At 62.8% G+C, this 15,228-nt stretch carries 9 protein-coding genes and 1 pseudogene; 1 reads left to right on the top strand and 9 read right to left on the bottom strand.

The window, feature by feature from the left end; translation table 11 throughout:
- The 4 genes and pseudogenes from ACWF9G_RS27695 to ACWF9G_RS27680 all read right to left on the bottom strand — a co-directional run.
- Positions 1 to 248, bottom strand: a pseudogene (locus tag ACWF9G_RS27695) (NAD(P)(+) transhydrogenase (Re/Si-specific) subunit alpha); the annotation flags it as partial.
- A gap of 174 nt (positions 249 to 422) precedes the next feature.
- The gene (locus tag ACWF9G_RS27690; RefSeq protein ID WP_452518891.1) at positions 423 to 2,585 is read right to left on the bottom strand and encodes a 3-hydroxyacyl-CoA dehydrogenase NAD-binding domain-containing protein; all 2,163 of its coding nucleotides are present in this window, start codon (positions 2,583 to 2,585) and stop codon (positions 423 to 425) included.
- A 32-nt stretch (positions 2,586 to 2,617) separates the two neighbouring features.
- Complete coding sequence (locus ACWF9G_RS27685) at positions 2,618 to 3,832, bottom strand: acetyl-CoA C-acetyltransferase (protein ID WP_452518889.1); 1,215 nt, start codon at positions 3,830 to 3,832, stop codon at positions 2,618 to 2,620.
- A gap of 428 nt (positions 3,833 to 4,260) precedes the next feature.
- Positions 4,261 to 4,983, bottom strand: coding sequence for a TetR/AcrR family transcriptional regulator (locus ACWF9G_RS27680; protein ID WP_452518888.1), 723 nt, complete (start codon positions 4,981 to 4,983; stop codon positions 4,261 to 4,263).
- 470 nt (positions 4,984 to 5,453) lie between these two features.
- Between ACWF9G_RS27680 and ACWF9G_RS27675 the strand changes: the two genes are divergently transcribed.
- Positions 5,454 to 6,440, top strand: a complete 987-nt coding sequence (locus tag ACWF9G_RS27675) for a hypothetical protein (RefSeq protein WP_452518886.1) — start codon at positions 5,454 to 5,456, stop codon at positions 6,438 to 6,440.
- Positions 6,441 to 6,892: 452 nt separating this feature from the next.
- Here the strand turns inward: ACWF9G_RS27675 and ACWF9G_RS27670 are convergent, their stop codons facing one another.
- The 5 genes from ACWF9G_RS27670 to ACWF9G_RS27650 all read right to left on the bottom strand — a co-directional run bounded on the left by ACWF9G_RS27670 (position 6,893) and on the right by ACWF9G_RS27650 (position 14,725).
- Positions 6,893 to 7,180: an alpha-hydroxy-acid oxidizing protein gene (locus tag ACWF9G_RS27670; protein WP_452518884.1), complete on the bottom strand. Its 288-nt coding sequence runs from the start codon at positions 7,178 to 7,180 to the stop codon at positions 6,893 to 6,895.
- Positions 7,181 to 7,901: 721 nt separating this feature from the next.
- Complete coding sequence (locus tag ACWF9G_RS27665) at positions 7,902 to 9,455, bottom strand: flavin-containing monooxygenase (protein ID WP_452518882.1); 1,554 nt, start codon at positions 9,453 to 9,455, stop codon at positions 7,902 to 7,904.
- Positions 9,456 to 10,756: 1,301 nt separating this feature from the next.
- A complete protein-coding gene (locus tag ACWF9G_RS27660; RefSeq protein ID WP_452518880.1) occupies positions 10,757 to 11,929 on the bottom strand; it encodes an acyl-CoA dehydrogenase family protein in 1,173 nt (390 codons plus the stop codon).
- Positions 11,930 to 12,168: 239 nt separating this feature from the next.
- Positions 12,169 to 13,023 (bottom strand): enoyl-CoA hydratase-related protein, encoded by an 855-nt coding sequence (locus ACWF9G_RS27655; protein WP_452518879.1) that lies wholly within the window; start codon positions 13,021 to 13,023, stop codon positions 12,169 to 12,171.
- Between the two features lie 1,003 nt (positions 13,024 to 14,026).
- On the bottom strand, positions 14,027 to 14,725 hold the full coding sequence (locus tag ACWF9G_RS27650; RefSeq protein ID WP_452518877.1) for a GntR family transcriptional regulator: 699 nt from the start codon (positions 14,723 to 14,725) through the stop codon (positions 14,027 to 14,029).
- Positions 14,726 to 15,228: the final 503 nt, after the last annotated feature.

Genomic DNA, 15,228 nt, shown 5'->3' with positions numbered 1-15,228 from the left:
CACGGATCACCGATGGTCGCGCCCGCCTCGACATAGGCCGCGTCGGGGATGAGGGCACCGAGGCCGGCACCGGCTTCCACGACCACCTCGACACCGTGCTTGGACAGGGCGGGGATGATCTTGGGCACCAAGGCGACCCGCCGCTCACCCGCGCCGGACTCGCGAACGACTCCGACACGCGCGCGGTGGAGAGCATCCTGTTCAGCGCCGAGTGGTTTCACCGCGCCTGCGCTCTGTGTTGTCTCCACTTAGTGACTTTTCCTAACTCATCATGACAGTTCATCGGGCCATTCAGTCGGTCCGGGTCCCTGCTGCACATCCAGCTGGTCTACAGGCAACCTGGACGTAAACTTCGGTGCCGCAGTTACATTGAATGCCGTCGCGGCGGCGCGGCTTCTGCTCACACGCCGCCGCGACGGAGCCTATGCGAGGACCTCGCCGGCCTCGGCTTTCGCCAGCAGGCTTGCAGTCGGTTCGAACCGCGGACCGTACTTGGTCGCGAGTTCTCTTGCCCTCGCTACAAACCCGGCAACACCACCCTCATAACCGTTGATGTACTGGACGACACCTCCGGTCCAAGCGGGAAATCCGATACCCAGGATGGAGCCGATGTTCGCGTCGGGTACCGAGCGAAGCACTCCTTCATCGAAGCACCTGACGGTATCGATCGCCTCCGCGAAGAGCATCCGTTCTTTCATGTCCTCGAACGGAATGTCGTTACCGGTCTCGCGGAAGTTCTCCTTCAGGCCGGGCCACAGGCCCGCTCTCTTGCCATCGATGTACGAGTAGAAACCACCGCCGGTCGAACGACCCTTGCGATCGAACTCATCGATCATTCGGTCGATAACCGCAGCGCCGCCGTGGTCGACCCACTCCTTTCCAGCAGCGAGTTCGGCGGCCTTGGTCTCCTCACGTGCCTTGCGCGGCAGAGTCAGGGTCAGCTCGTCATAAAGCTGGAGCGCGGGCGCCGGATAGCCGGCCTGCAGCGCGGCCTGCTCGACCGACGCGGGGTCCAGCCCCTCGCCGACCATGGCAACCGCTTCCTCCATGAACTTCCCGATCACTCGGCTGGTGAAGAAGCCTCGCTGGTCGTTGACGACGATCGGCGTCTTGCCGATCTGCTGAGCCAAATCGATAGCCTTGGCCAGGGTGGCGTCGCTCGTCTTCTGCCCGACGATGATCTCCAGCAGAGCCATCTTGTCGACGGGAGAGAAGAAGTGGAGGCCGATGAATTCCTCTGGCCTCGTCACGCTCTCGGCCAGACCAGAGATCGGCAGCGTCGATGTGTTCGAGCCCAACAGAGCGTCCGGAGCGACCACCGGCTCGATCTCAGCGAATACCTTGCTCTTGAGACCGGGATCTTCGAACACGGCCTCGATGACCAGATCGGCTCCGGAGGCGTCTTCGGCAACCGCCGTCGGGTGAATCCTTGCCAGGAGCTCGTCAGCTCGCTCCTGGGTCATCTTGCCGCGAGACAGTGCCTTCTCGACGAGCTTGACCGAGTAGTTCTTGCCTCGTTCAGCCGCCTCTACGGTGACATCCTTGAGTACGACCTCGATACCCGCCTTGGCGCACACGTAGGCGATACCGGCACCCATCATTCCCGCACCGACGACGACAACCTTGCGTACCGCGTGCTTGGGGAACCCCGCAGGACGGGATCCGCCTGACTTGATGTGCTGCATGTCGAAGAAGAACGCTTGGATCATGTTCTTCGCGACCTGGCCGGTAGCGAGTTCGGTGAGGTAACGCGATTCGATGGTCGAAGCAGTGTCGAAGCCGACCTGGCTGCCTTCGACCGCGGCGGCGATGATAGCGCGCGGAGCGGGCTGGTTCGCACCCTTGAGCTGCTTGCGAAGAGTCGAGGCCATGAATGGCAGATTCGCCGCGAAACCCGGGTTGGAGGGAGACCCACCAGGAATGCGATAGCCCTTGACGTCCCACGGCTGGACAGCATTGGGGTTGTCGAGGATCCACTTGCGCGCCGCCGCCAGCAGGTCGTCGCTGCTGGCGACCACATCATCGATCAGGCCGACCTCCAGGGCGGTCGCCGCGTCCATCCGCTGACCCTGCAGCAATACGTCGCTGAGAGCCTTGTGTACTCCGAGCATCCTGACCGTACGGGTCACGCCGCCGCCACCAGGCAGCAACCCGAGACCCACCTCGGGAAGGCCGATCTGGACGGCCGGCCCCGTGGCAGCAATCCGGTGGTGCGTCGCCAAAGCGATCTCCAAGCCGCCCCCGAGCGCGGCACCGTTGATTGCCGCAACCACCGGACGACCGAGCGTTTCCAGGCGACGCAGATCCGCTTTGATTCCCTCGATGGAGGCGAAGAAATCAGCGGCGTTCTCTTTGCGCGCAGCGATCAGGTCGTTGAGGTCACCGCCGGCGAAGAAAGTCTTCTTCGCCGAGGTCACAACCACACCCGTGATCGAGTCCCGCTCCGCCTCGAGGCGATCGACCGCGGCGCGGAACGACGCAACGTGTCGCGGGTTCATGGTGTTGGCCGACTGGGCCGGGTCGTCCATCGTAAGTACGACGACACCGTCTGTGCTGGACTCCCAGCGAATCGTGTTCTCGCTCATTATCTGTTCGGTCTTCCTTCTCTCGCCGGGACTCACACTCGTTCGATGAGGGTCGCGACACCCATCCCGCCGCCGATGCAAAGCGTCACCACAGCACGACGCGCATCCCGCCGTTCCAACTCGTCGATCATCGTGCCGACGAGCATGGCGCCGGTCGCTCCCAGCGGGTGCCCCATAGCAATCGCGCCACCGTTGACGTTGAGCTTCTCGTCCGGGATGCCGAATTCCTTCTGGTACTTCAGCGCCACCGACGCGAAGGCCTCGTTGATCTCGAAGAGGTCGATGTCCGCCACCGTCAGCCCGGTATGAGCCAGCAGCTTCTGAGTAGCTGGGATAGGGCCGGTAAGCATGATCGTTGCATCGGCACCCGAGGTGGCAGTGGCGACTACCCGAGCGCGGGGAGCCAGCCCGAGGTCCTTGCCTTTTTGCTCGCTGCCGATCAGCACCAGCGCAGCGCCGTCGACGATTCCCGAGGAGTTGCCGGCGGTGTGGACATGGTTGATGTTCTCGATCCAGTGGTACTTCTGCAGTGCCACGGCATCCCATCCGCCGGACTGTCCTACTGCGGCGAACGACGGCCGCAATTGGCCCAGACTCTCGACAGTGGAACCGGGGCGCATGTGTTCGTCACGATCCAGCACGGTGATCCGGTTCTGGTCAACCACGGGAACGATCGATTTCTCGAAATAGCCTCCGGCCCAAGCCTTCTCGGCAAGGTCCTGCGAGCGGACCGCGTAGTTGTCGACGTCCTCTCGCGTGAACCCCTCCATCGTCGCGATCAGGTCCGCGCCAGTGCCTTGCGAGACAAAGTACGTGTCGTACGCTGTCGCGGGGTCGTTGCTCATAGCTCCGCCATCAGCGCCCATCGGGACACGCGACATCGACTCGATGCCGCCGGCGATAACGAACTGGTCGAAGCCTGCGCGCACCTTCTGCGCTGCGATGTTGACCGCCTCGAGCCCGGATCCACAGAAACGATTCAACTGAAACCCGGCCACCGAATGCGGCAGGCCGGCAGCCACAGCGATCGTGCGAGGCAAGCATCCACCCTGGTCACCGACCGGGGCAACGATACCGAGAACGACGTCGTCGATGACGCTCGGATCCAGGTCAGGATTGCGTTCGAGCAAGTTGTGGATCAGCCCGACACCGAGCGAGATAGGCTTCGTTCCATGCAGGGAACCGTTCGCCTTGCCCCGGCCCCGCGGCGTGCGGATCGCGTCGTAGATGAACGCCTCGGTAGTCACACAATGTCCTTTCTAGGCCTGCATCGCCCGGGTTGGGCAGCCGATGAGGCTCGGGCTCGCTCACAAGCCACGTTTCCCCACGAAGGGGCCATGGCAGTGCCGGAGATTCCAACCAGGATTCCAACCAGCCTCGCGCTACTGACATGAAGTCAGTAACACTGGCGTTTCCTCTGAGAAATCTCGCACACTACTGACAATCTGTCAACATAATGTGGCACCACTACCTTGATCATGCCGACTGCCAGGCGATTTGCATCCAGTTCGCACACTTCCCTGACATCAGGACAGTAAGACTGAAGACGTTGACCCCCGCCGCCCAAGACGATGCTGCTCATGAAGGCACCGTCTATGCGACCGCGGCTCAGACTTCACTGTGCAGCCAGCCTGCCTGCAACCCCCACGCCCTGCGATCCCGACGCAGCGTTTGTTCACTGAGCAGGAACTCGACCGGTCGCTGTTGGGTCCAGGACGTGGGGCGCGACCTGTTCAGCGATGGTAAGCAGCGTCTGGGTCAGTAAGAGCAGGACCTCGCCGCGGTTCAAGCGTTCGCGGCGTAGCCATTCGTCGACGGAGGTTTCGGCCATGGATTGGAACCCACGGATCAGCGCCCGCGCGGGGCGAGTGGCGCCACCGGGGAGTTCGAGTAGTTCGGCCAGGCGCGCGGCCCAGGCTTCGCGTCCCTCCTCGAGGGTTGCCTCGATCTCGCGGTCGTTGCTGATCGGGCCAGCTTCGAAGATCGTGATGAACGTGCCGCGGTTGTCCCATACGCTGTTGAGCCACCGATTCAAAGTGTGCTCGATCGAATCCTCGAGGCCTTCCCGTTGCTTGCGGACCTCCGGCAACGGGGGCAGGCGAGAAAAGTTCTTGATGACCTCGACGTACAGGTCGCGTTTGGTGCCGAAGTGATAGTGCAGCGTGGCCCGTTGGATGCCCGCCGCCTCGGCGATGTCGGCGGTCGACACTTCCGAGTACGGGTACTTGGCGAACAACCGCTGCGCGACCTCGAGGACCTGACGACGCCGGTCATCGGCTTGCATCCGCACACGCCGCCCAGCCTTGCCGCGCTGAGGCCGGCGCTCGGGCTCGTCAGACACAGCACCAGCGCCCACGGAATCAGTGGACTCATCGGATGCAACAACAGCCTCAGCCACCCAATCGATGATAGGACAATCTCCAGCAATCGGCTTACAGCCGTCAACAAGTCAGTATCTGGCGGCCCGTTCTGCGCAGCGGGTTCACCGAACCGACCGAAGCGGCCGACCAGAAGCCCGGTCGGCGGCTGGACAGGACTGTCGCGACCGAGCCGAACGCTGCCGATTCTCGGAAGGCATTGAGCGTCGCGGCCGCGTTGCCTTTAGGCGTCGAATTCCGATACAGATGCCATGCCCCACAGAGACGCCCTTCGCAACGCCACATCCTTGCCTTACTGACTCATTGTCGGTAGCCTGTCGATAGACCGGCGAGTGTGGCAATCACCCCGCATAGCCGCCAACAGCGAAACAGAAAGACCCGGTGCTCACCGATCACCGGATGCAACACACCCATCCCGGACGAGCTCGGGCCAGCTTCGAGGCCTCGCCTGTGACGATGGGCAACAGTTCTTGGCCAAAAGGAGGCTTTCATGACCGAGCCGCTGGCGATTCACGCCGTCGGGCTGACCCTGCCGGAGTCACGATCCGTAGTCGAATTGGCCGACGCCGCCGGCGGCGACACCTCCGAATACCGCAGCTGGCCACGTATCCATGTCGGCGGCGCAGACGACCAACCTGCCACATTGGCGTCGCGAGCGCTTGACGACGCACTCCAGCAAGTCGGCATTTCCGCATCGGACCTCAAAATCGTCGTCTCGACCGGGATGTCGCGGGAGTACCTCGGCTCCTGGTCTGTGGCGGCTGAAGTGATGCGCTTGCAGGGCGCGCCGAGTTCCTGCACCCCCCTCGATGTCTCCTGCGGATGCATGGGAACGCTGTGGGCACTGTCCTTGATGGAGGGATGGCTGGCCTCCCGCGGCGGTGGGTACGCCGCGATCGTCAGCGGCGAACGCCTGAGCGATACGATCGACAGGGCGGACAACGGAAACCAGCACCTGTGGGGTTACGGCGATGGAGGCTCTGCGCTCATCGTCAGCGTCGGGGTCGACGCTCCTGCCATCTGGCGAGTCGCATCGACCGGATTTGCGAGCTACGCCGATTTCAACGGGCTGGTGAGAATCGAGTACGGCGGCACGAAGAACCCCTTCCCTCCAGAAGGCGGCAAGAACGCTCGCAAGTTCGCGCCCGTTCCGCTCAACAAGGTCCGGGATGTGTACGTCGAGGGCTACCGCGAGGCCTTCGCCGCCGCACGAAAGGACACCGCGATCGTTCCGGAGCGCGTCGTCTGCAACCAGGTTTCTCCTCAGTTCCTCCCCGCCGTCGCCATGACGGCAGGTGTACCACTGGACCGCGTCGTTGTAACCGGTGATGATGCCGGACATGTCGGGTCGGTCGACCTCGGCATCGGACTCCGGCGACTCCTCGACGCCGGCGAGCACGCTGTGCCGCTGGCACTCACAGCCAGCACGCCGTTCGCCTACGGCGCCGCATTGCTCGAGCCCGTGACCGCAAGCTAACTCCATCGTCAGGCCGTTCGACAGGTCCCGGCTCACCGCCGGGACCTGTCTTCGTCTCCGCCTTCGACGGCATTTCTGAACCACCAGCTAGTCCCGGCACGCTCGGAGCCATGCTGTGACCAGACATCACAGACACAATTCGATGGCTGAGTCACGTAGTGGTAGGCGGCCCTGCATCTACGCGATATCCGCGCTGTTCGACCTGCAGTGCGAGAGACTCAGTCCTGATAGAGCAACACGGACAGCCGGAATAAAATTTGACTGTTCCCTTTGCCATTCGGGTCGAGCGCGTCGCCTCGTACTTCGAAGCTGATTGCCCTAAACCATGATCGTCTTAGAGCGCACTCGATGCAGATCTCATCGCTGCGAGTCGGGAAGGACCTGTTCGTGGCAGTCGCGGCCGAGCGCGAAGTGCCTTCGCCCCAAGGGGAATGTAATGACTGCGGTGGTGCCTACGTAACACCGCTGCCACAGCCCCTAGCCGCGTTGCGTGCGGGAATATGCACCCGCCGACGCACGGCAGTCGCGGTCGGCCGAAAGAATTGCGGCCTGGCGTAGCAGCACAGTGCCGGCAGTTCGAGAGTCCTCCGGCTCAGGTCCTTAACGCTGGCCCGCGCAACCAGACCTACTGCTGTGTTGCACGGAATCCGTAGAGCAACGCGTTGAGCTCCGGCTTCACGGCGAGCCGCCACGGCCCACGCGTAGGCTCGACCGACCAGCACTGCCCTGGCACCCAGCACGACCGCCTCTTGCTACATCGGGCCCCGCACCGACACCGCCCGTCAGCCCCGCCCAACTAACATTCACCGTGGTTCGACACCACGCCGCCATCTACGCCCGCACACATCGCATCCCCAGTGTCCAGGCTGATCGGTTCCGTGCCGCGGCGCCACCACAGCCGCTACGCCCGACCAGTCCGCTGCAAACATCTCGTGCCGGGCATCGACACCGGCACCATCCATTAGTACTGGTCTGTCGCACCAAACCGCGGCCGCCGGGCGCGTGAGTTTCCTTGACGGAGTTGCGGTCACGCATCATCTACAGCTGGACCACGGCGGTGTGCCGACCACGTTTGAAATTTCCTCAACGCCGAAGGTCGACGCCGTCGACTCCACGAACGGCCCACCCCGCCAGTTCGCCGCCTTCGTTCGCCGGGCACACACACCCCAAACCACAGCGGTCCGAGAATCACCGGCAAGGCAAGAGACTGATCGAGAACCTTCGAGTGCTTCTCCCCGCCGATAAGAACCCCGGCATCACGGCTTGACACCGGCACATCCGCTCGAGGTCGACCACAGTGGCGGGCATATCGGATTCTTCATATCCGCCACCATGGACGTAGTCGAACAAGTGGCCTGGCTCAAACCTGTGCCGGGCCACCGCGGTAGCCGGATACCCTCCCGCCGGACTGTGCCCAGCGGGAGGTCGGCCGGGGAAGCGGCCCTCGTCGTGCCGACGGAGCTATGCAGACTCTCCCTTTGCCGGCCGCAGGTCCGACTTCTGAGTCACCACGTAGTTCTCGAGATCGAACGTATGCAGCGCCTTCTTCATGTGCCCCATGGAGCCGGGCCAAACCACGTTGTTCACTCCATCTGTGACGTAGTAGTTGGAGCATCCACCGGCGTTCCACACCGAGTTTTCCAGGTGGGCATCCTTGGTTCGATTCCACGCTTCCTCGGCCGCGGGCCGGACCTCGAAGGACTCGAGCCCACGACGCCGCATCGTCTCGATCGCCGACGAGACGTAGCGCGCCTGCGCCTCGATCGCAACCGGGATGGAGGCCGCTCCACCATTCGGACCCAAGATGACGAACATATTCGGACATCCGACCATCGTCGTCGCCTTGTAGGCCCGCTGCTTTCCTGCGAAGACCTCGGACATAATGCGGCCGTCGCGGCCACGCACACGTTTAAGCAGGTGGTCCTGAAGCAGTTGGAATCCTGTGCCATAGATGATCGTGTCGACCTCGAATTCCTGGCCATCGGACGTGACTACGGAATGCTCACGGATTTCCTTCAGACCAGAGGTCACAAAGTCTACGTTCGTACCCTGGATCGCGGGATACCACTCGTTGGACTGCAAGATCCGCTTGCAGTTGATCTTGTAGTCGGGTGTCAGTGCAGCTCGCAGCGCTGGATCCGCAACCGAATCACGCAGGTGCTTACGCGCCATCCATTCGATGAGGAAGGCCCTTCGAGCATCCGACGTCACCCCGAGGAAAACCTCGAGGATGCTGAGCACGAGCTTGCGCACTCGCCGCTGCCTGCGCATAGCGCGTTCAGCGTCGACCTTCTTGTGGACCATGTCGAACTTCTGCACGATCCACGGCGGAGTGCGCTGCAGCACCACCAGCCGTTCGGCGTCAGGCTGGATCTGCGGCACGAACTGGATGGCGGATGCACCGGTACCCACTACCGCGATCCGCTTTCCCGCCGCATCGAAATCCTCGGGCCAATACATGGAGTGGAACGTGGTCCCGGCGAACTTGTCGGCGCCGGGCGTCGCGGGAACAATCGCGTCATGCAGCTGACCGGTCGCAAGCACGAGGAACTGTGAGCGGACGCGTCCTCTGGTGGTTTCGATCACCCATCGACTTGTCTCCACATCCCACGCCGCCTCCAGCAGTTCGGTCTTGAGCCGAACATGGCGTTCGATATCGTGTTCTGCGGCGACGCGCTGGAGATACTCACGAATCTCGTCACCGCCGGCAAAAAGGCGAGTCCAGTCGTTCGGCGCCCACGAGAAGCTGTACGCGGCTGACGGAACGTCACACGCAACACCTGGATACCGGTTGTGGTGCCAAGTGCCACCGAGTTGATCGCCCCTCTCCAGAACCATGATCTCGCGCAGACCCTGCTGCTTGAGTGCCCGTGTCAAGGCGACGCCCGACATACCTGCACCGACGACTACGGCTTCGACCTCGTCCTGCCACGGCATCTCCTGCGCCTCAGCTACGCTGCTGGACCGCGCTTCACGCGAGCCGCCTGCAGACCGCTTGCCCGTACCTACTGCCATTCTTTGCTTGCCTCCTTGCGAGCTGGCACCCCGCGCTGATTCGCTGCGTCGACGCCGTGAACTGGCTCACACGGTACTGACCCAATGACAGTAGCGCAAGGGTTGAGCATGCTTCTGCAGAGGCAGCACTGACAGCCTCACGGCAGGAACCCCGCCAGCAACTACGGCCACCGATAGCGACCTCGACGGGATTCCACGCAAATGCCCAGTTGAAACGATATGAGTCGGCCGATCAGGCCGGTACATCAACTCGACCTGGGCGACGGACTGCGAAGAAAACCGCTTCATCATCCACATCCACCACCTTGCCCATACTGACCAACCGACGGTAGGATCACCCTCGCCTCTTCAGGATTCGCGGCCGAGGCCGATAGGACCATCACACGCGGGTCGCGTTGGAGGTCGACATTCATCGCTTCCCGCCCAGTGGAGATCCGCGGCCGAGAGCCACAGTCCACCGGGCATGAGCCACAACCCATAGACGACCGTCGCCAGCACCGTCTGGCAGACGCGAACGAGCGGGATAGTCGCCGTGAGCACCCGAGCTGCTCCGCAACCACCATGCTAGGCATCCTCCGCCGAAGAGTCGATATGCCGAGTTACAGGGCCAACCGTTTGGATTGTCTACCGAACCTGTCGTAGACGCATCACCAGTCGAGCCGAACGTACGAATACACCTTGTCATCGATCATCGCCTGGCCGAAACGCGTCAGCCAGTCCGGGGGTCTGGCCTCGCTTCAACCGTAAAGAAGTCGCATATAAGCAAGGCGCTTCCACACCGCCCGCCACACTCGAGCAGCATCCACTCCCGCCACGCCGAACGACCTGCGGAGGTGGGTACAGTGCTTAGTCTGCCGCGGGAACGGCCGAACGATCAATGCCAATGTTTGGCGCGCCGCCAACACTGACAGCACGCATAACCCGAAGGGCGTGAGACTTCCGACAACCCGTACCGATAGGCCGTCTCACCATCGGACGGACCCATCCGGCTCAGGTCGCTGGAGCCGGGCACGCTCGGATGCACGAACGATCGCGCTGTCGCCGCAGCGGCGCGCTGGACGAGCGCCGGAGCAGATCTCGATGTCGTTCGCCACGACGTCGCACACAAGCCCGCCAGCACGAAGTCGGCTGGTCAGCGCAACCAGTCGCTATCCCTTGTTCAGGCTTCGACCGAACCCGTGTGCCCGTCTGCTCAGCCGTCAAGCCGGCGAGCAGACGGGCGCCCAACTGCGTCGAACCGACGGCTCGCCACGCGGGCCGTCTAGGCGCTGGTCACTAATCGCCGACGCAACGGCTACGCATCACAACGCTCGGCTGATGAGTTCCTTCATGATCTCGTTCGAGCCGGCGTAGATCCGCTGAACCCGGGCGTCGGCGTAGAGCCTGGCGATCGGGTATTCGAGCGTATAACCGTAGCCACCGTGCAGCTGCAAGCATCGGTCGATGACGGTGCACTGTTGATCGGTGAGCCAATACTTGGCCATTGCCGCGGTCGTTACGTCCAGTTCGCCCCGCAGATGGCGTTGGATGCAGTCGTCCAGGAAGGTCCGGGCGATTCGTGCGATTGTGGCGCATTCGGCCAGCTCGAACTTCGTGTTCTGGAAGTCGAACAGCGTCTTGCCGAAGGCGGCGCGTTGTTTGGTGTACTCGACGGTCTTCGCAACCGCCAGTTCGGTCGCGGCGACCGCGGTCACAGCGCAGATCAACCGTTCGTAGGCCAGCTGACTCATCAACTGCCCGAATCCCTCTCCCTCACGGGGTCCGAGGAGGTTTGCGGCAGGGACTCGGAGACCATCGAAGAACAGCTCCGCGGTGTCCGTTCCCTTCTGGCCGAGCTTCTCGATGATGCGGCCCCTACTGAAACCTGGTGTGTCATCGGTGACTTCAGCAACGATCAACGAGATCCCTGCTGCCCGCGCCGAGGGGTCGGTCTTCGCCGCGATGACGACCAAGTCGCAGTTGTGCCCGTTGGTAATGAAGGTCTTCGCGCCCGAGATGATGTATTCATCACCCTCTCGAACCGCACGGGTCGCAATGCTCTGCAGGTCGGAACCGGTTCCAGGCTCGGTCATGGCGATCGCGGCAACCCACTCGCCACTGGCCAGCTTCGGCAACCAGCGCTGCTTCTGCTCCTCAGAACCATACGAGAGCAGGTAGTGCGGAACGATTCCGCTGATCACACCAAGGGGCAGTGCCTCGGCCCCGCCGAACACCTGCTCAGTCAGTACCACGGCCTCGTGGGCGAAAGTTCCGCCACCGCCGCCGTACGTCTCGGGAATCGACAGACACAGCAGTCCGACCTCGCCCGACTTGCGGTAGACCTCCTTGTCCGGGAACCCCTGCTTCGCAAAGCGTTCCCGGTGAGGCTCGACCTCCTTGGCAAAGAAGGTGCGGGCAAGCTCTGCGAGAGCGACAAGATCGTCATCCAGCCACGACGCGCGTTCGGTCCAATCTCCACTGCTTCGAGCCACCATGTATATCCTCCGGATCCTTGAACCGCCCACACTCGGCGCAGTCCCTACGTGCAAGTGTACTGACAGTAAGTCAGTAACATTCTGACATACCTTGGATGTTTGGCCCAGCACCCTGCGGACCCAGCTCTAACGTCACGGAATTACCCGACCGCGTGGCGGTGAAGCTTGCCCACCCTGGCCGCGGATGGGACGAGATTGGGCCAGGCCACTCCATACAACGAGCAGTCCTGCCCATCGCGTCAGTCGACTCGCGGCCAGCTCGGGATAGCCGCCGGTAGGTCCTTGACACGACCCGAAGGTAGGGCCGGCTTTCGACGCTCCAGAAACGCACTGGCGCCCTCCGCGAAGTCCGATGAGCGGCCTACCTCTTCGAGCACTCGAGACTCCAGCCGGTGCGCAGCCCCGGGACCTTCGGCGCCCCACATGCCCCACATCATCTGCTTGGCCGCAGCGAAAGCAAGCGGTGCGACGTTGTCACGGATCTCCTCGGCCAGTGCGTAGGCCGTGTCAAGAAGCTCATCAGCTGGGCAAACACGGGACACCAACCCAGCCGCCAAAGCCTCCGCGGCATCGAAAACCCTGCCTGTCGCCACCCATTCCAGCGCCCGGGCCATGCCGACCATCCTGGGCAGGAAGAACGTGGATCCGGCTTGGGGAATCAGGCAGCTGCGGGTGAAAACAAACCCAAAACGTGCACTCTCAGACGCAATCCGGATGTCGCACGGCACGGTCAAGGTGGCGCCGACTCCTATCGCAGCTCCGTTGATCGCGGCAATCACCGGCTTGCGGAGTGCAGCGAATCTCAGCGACGCCTGCCCGCCCGGGTCTCTGGGAGAACCATCGGAGAAGCAGTCGTCGACTCGCTCCTTCGTGGATTCACTGTTCTCGAACTCGAGGTCGGCACCTGCGCAGAACGCTCGACCACTACCCGTCACCACGATGACGCGGACTTCATCATCACCCTCCGCCAGGTCGCAGGCGGTACCCAGTTCCCGGGCCATCGCATGCGTGTAGGCGTTGAGACGATCCGGGCGACGCAACGTGATAGTCGCGATCGAATCGACCACGATGTAATCTATCTGGCTAAAGAACATATCTACTTGCTTTCTCCATGGCGATTTCGATGCGCCCTGCTGAGACATCCTCGAGCATGACCGAGTTCACCGCCGTCATGTGGGCTTGGACTGCACTGCCCACCAGGAACACGCCACGCAGGGTGAACGTTCATCACCGCGTCCCGCACCCGCCGCCATCCTGAATAGCATGTTGTTCCCGCGGGATTCCCGCGTTGCTCACCAGCACCAAGGGAGCACCCAACTCCTCCGAACCTATTCCGCGAGCGGCCCTTGTACCGATCGCTGCCCGAGCTGTACCAGTACGCATCCTTGCTCCTGTGCGTCGAATTCCTGACACGTCCACAGCGACCCCGAGACATTTGCGAGCTCCGGAAGCCTCGGCGATCCTGCTGCGCACCAGCTGCCATAGCGATGCATGGACTGACCCACACGTTACTGTCATCAAGTCAGTAAATGCACGGTGAAACGACATTTAGCAGGTAAAGACGACTAAACAGCGGATGTCAACCATCGGGTTGACGAAGGCAGCGCACAGGTAGCGCATCAGCGTGAATCCGATGATCCTCGTCGACCGAACTCCCCCGGCGACGAAGCGAGTCCGTGCAAGTAGGCGCGGCGCACACTTCGCAGCTACCCAAATGCGTTGACCACCATCGGCGACGACAGGTAGCGGTTGGACTCGCTGCCAGCAAGCCGCCCTGGTCCGCGCCTCGCCGATTGGCAGCAAGCCGGGCGCCTCCGAGCGGTCATTCGGCACTGGAATCGCCTGGCCGCAATGCACCCGCAACGTAGCAACGCAGGATGCTGGACGTCGCTCGGTTGAAGTCGCCGACCTACTAGCCCCAGCCCATGCCAAGGAGGCGGATGGCAGACGCGGCGGCGGACGTGGGGCCGACGGCTGGGTTGCCGCTTCAGTCGACGAGCGGCTGATTCCGACCACAACCGACCGAGGAATACCCTGCACCGCAAGTAGATCGGCGACGATCGGGTCGACCGCCGAGCACCTACCGACGCTCCTGACCTACGCGATCTCCGCGCCCTCGGCCGAAATTTCGGAAACCTTGGCTTTCAATTGCTCGGCAGCGCGCCGGAGATGCGTTTCGGTGACCGCGCGTGCAGCAGCTCCGTCGCCTTCACTCAGGGCGCGCACCAGCGCATCGTGTTCTTCCAGGCTGCACGGGACGTCCTCGGGCATCGCGTCCAAGAAGCCCTGTGGAATCATCCGGCCTGCCGTCCCCAGCATGGCAAGCAACTGCGGCGACTTGCATGCCTTGTTCACTTCCCGGTGGAACAGCCAGTTCTCCGTTGCAGCGTCTCTACGCGCCCGCATCGCGATCGCGACCTCAACCTTCAGCTCACGTACTCGCTGTAGCTCTTCGGGCGTGATCCGTTCAGCCGCCCACTCCGCCGCGACGCCGAGAAGCGCGGTCATGACCGCAAAGCTCTCGAGAATCGTTTCTGCCGTCACGCCGAGTACGATCACCCCGCTGCGTGGGGCGACCTGCACAAGCCCGTCGTGTGCCAGTTCCAAGCATGCTTCACGCACGGGAGTTTTGCTTGTCGCAAACTCGGCGGACACGGCATCCAGGTCGATTCGTGAACCCCGTGCGATGGCTCCGCTGAGGATCCGTTCACGCAGAGCACGCGCCACGCGCTCCCTGATCGTGCCCGCCCCCGCAGCTCGCTCCGGCACGCCGGCCACCGCCCACGCCTCGCTCACGACAGCCACTTGATCCCTCTCCGCTCGCTGCGACATCTTCCGACGCCTTCAACAAGGTATCGGGTTGCATCTGATATATCTATCACGCTACCCCAACGCGCAGGTGCGGAACACGCGCCCGCACCCCCAGAGCGGATCAAGGCGTACCGAGTGCGGTGCACCCGCCCAGGTCACCCCCGTGATCGCCAAGAACATCATCAGAGAACTGTTCGAACATCAGGGACGACCAAGCGGTCCGAGACAAAACTGACCCACAACTGACTGCATGTCAGTATCATCAATCTCGGCGGTCACCACTTTCCGCTATCCGAGCACAGCACTTGAAAACCCCCAGAAGGAGGCGGACAAGATGCATGCGCAACCGCCCCGCTGGGAAGGCCATCAGCGCCAACGCCTCGCGAGACGAACGAAGCCCGAGGAGGCCTGGCCAGTACGAGGCCTCATAGCAGCTGCCGACATGCACCCCCCTTCCCATCGGAAGCGTTGTTCGGCCTCGCGTCTAG

Source organism: Nocardia sp. NPDC055029 (genome assembly GCF_053608525.1).
Note: the sequence above shows the minus strand (reverse complement) of the source record. Positions and strands in the feature narration are given on the sequence as shown.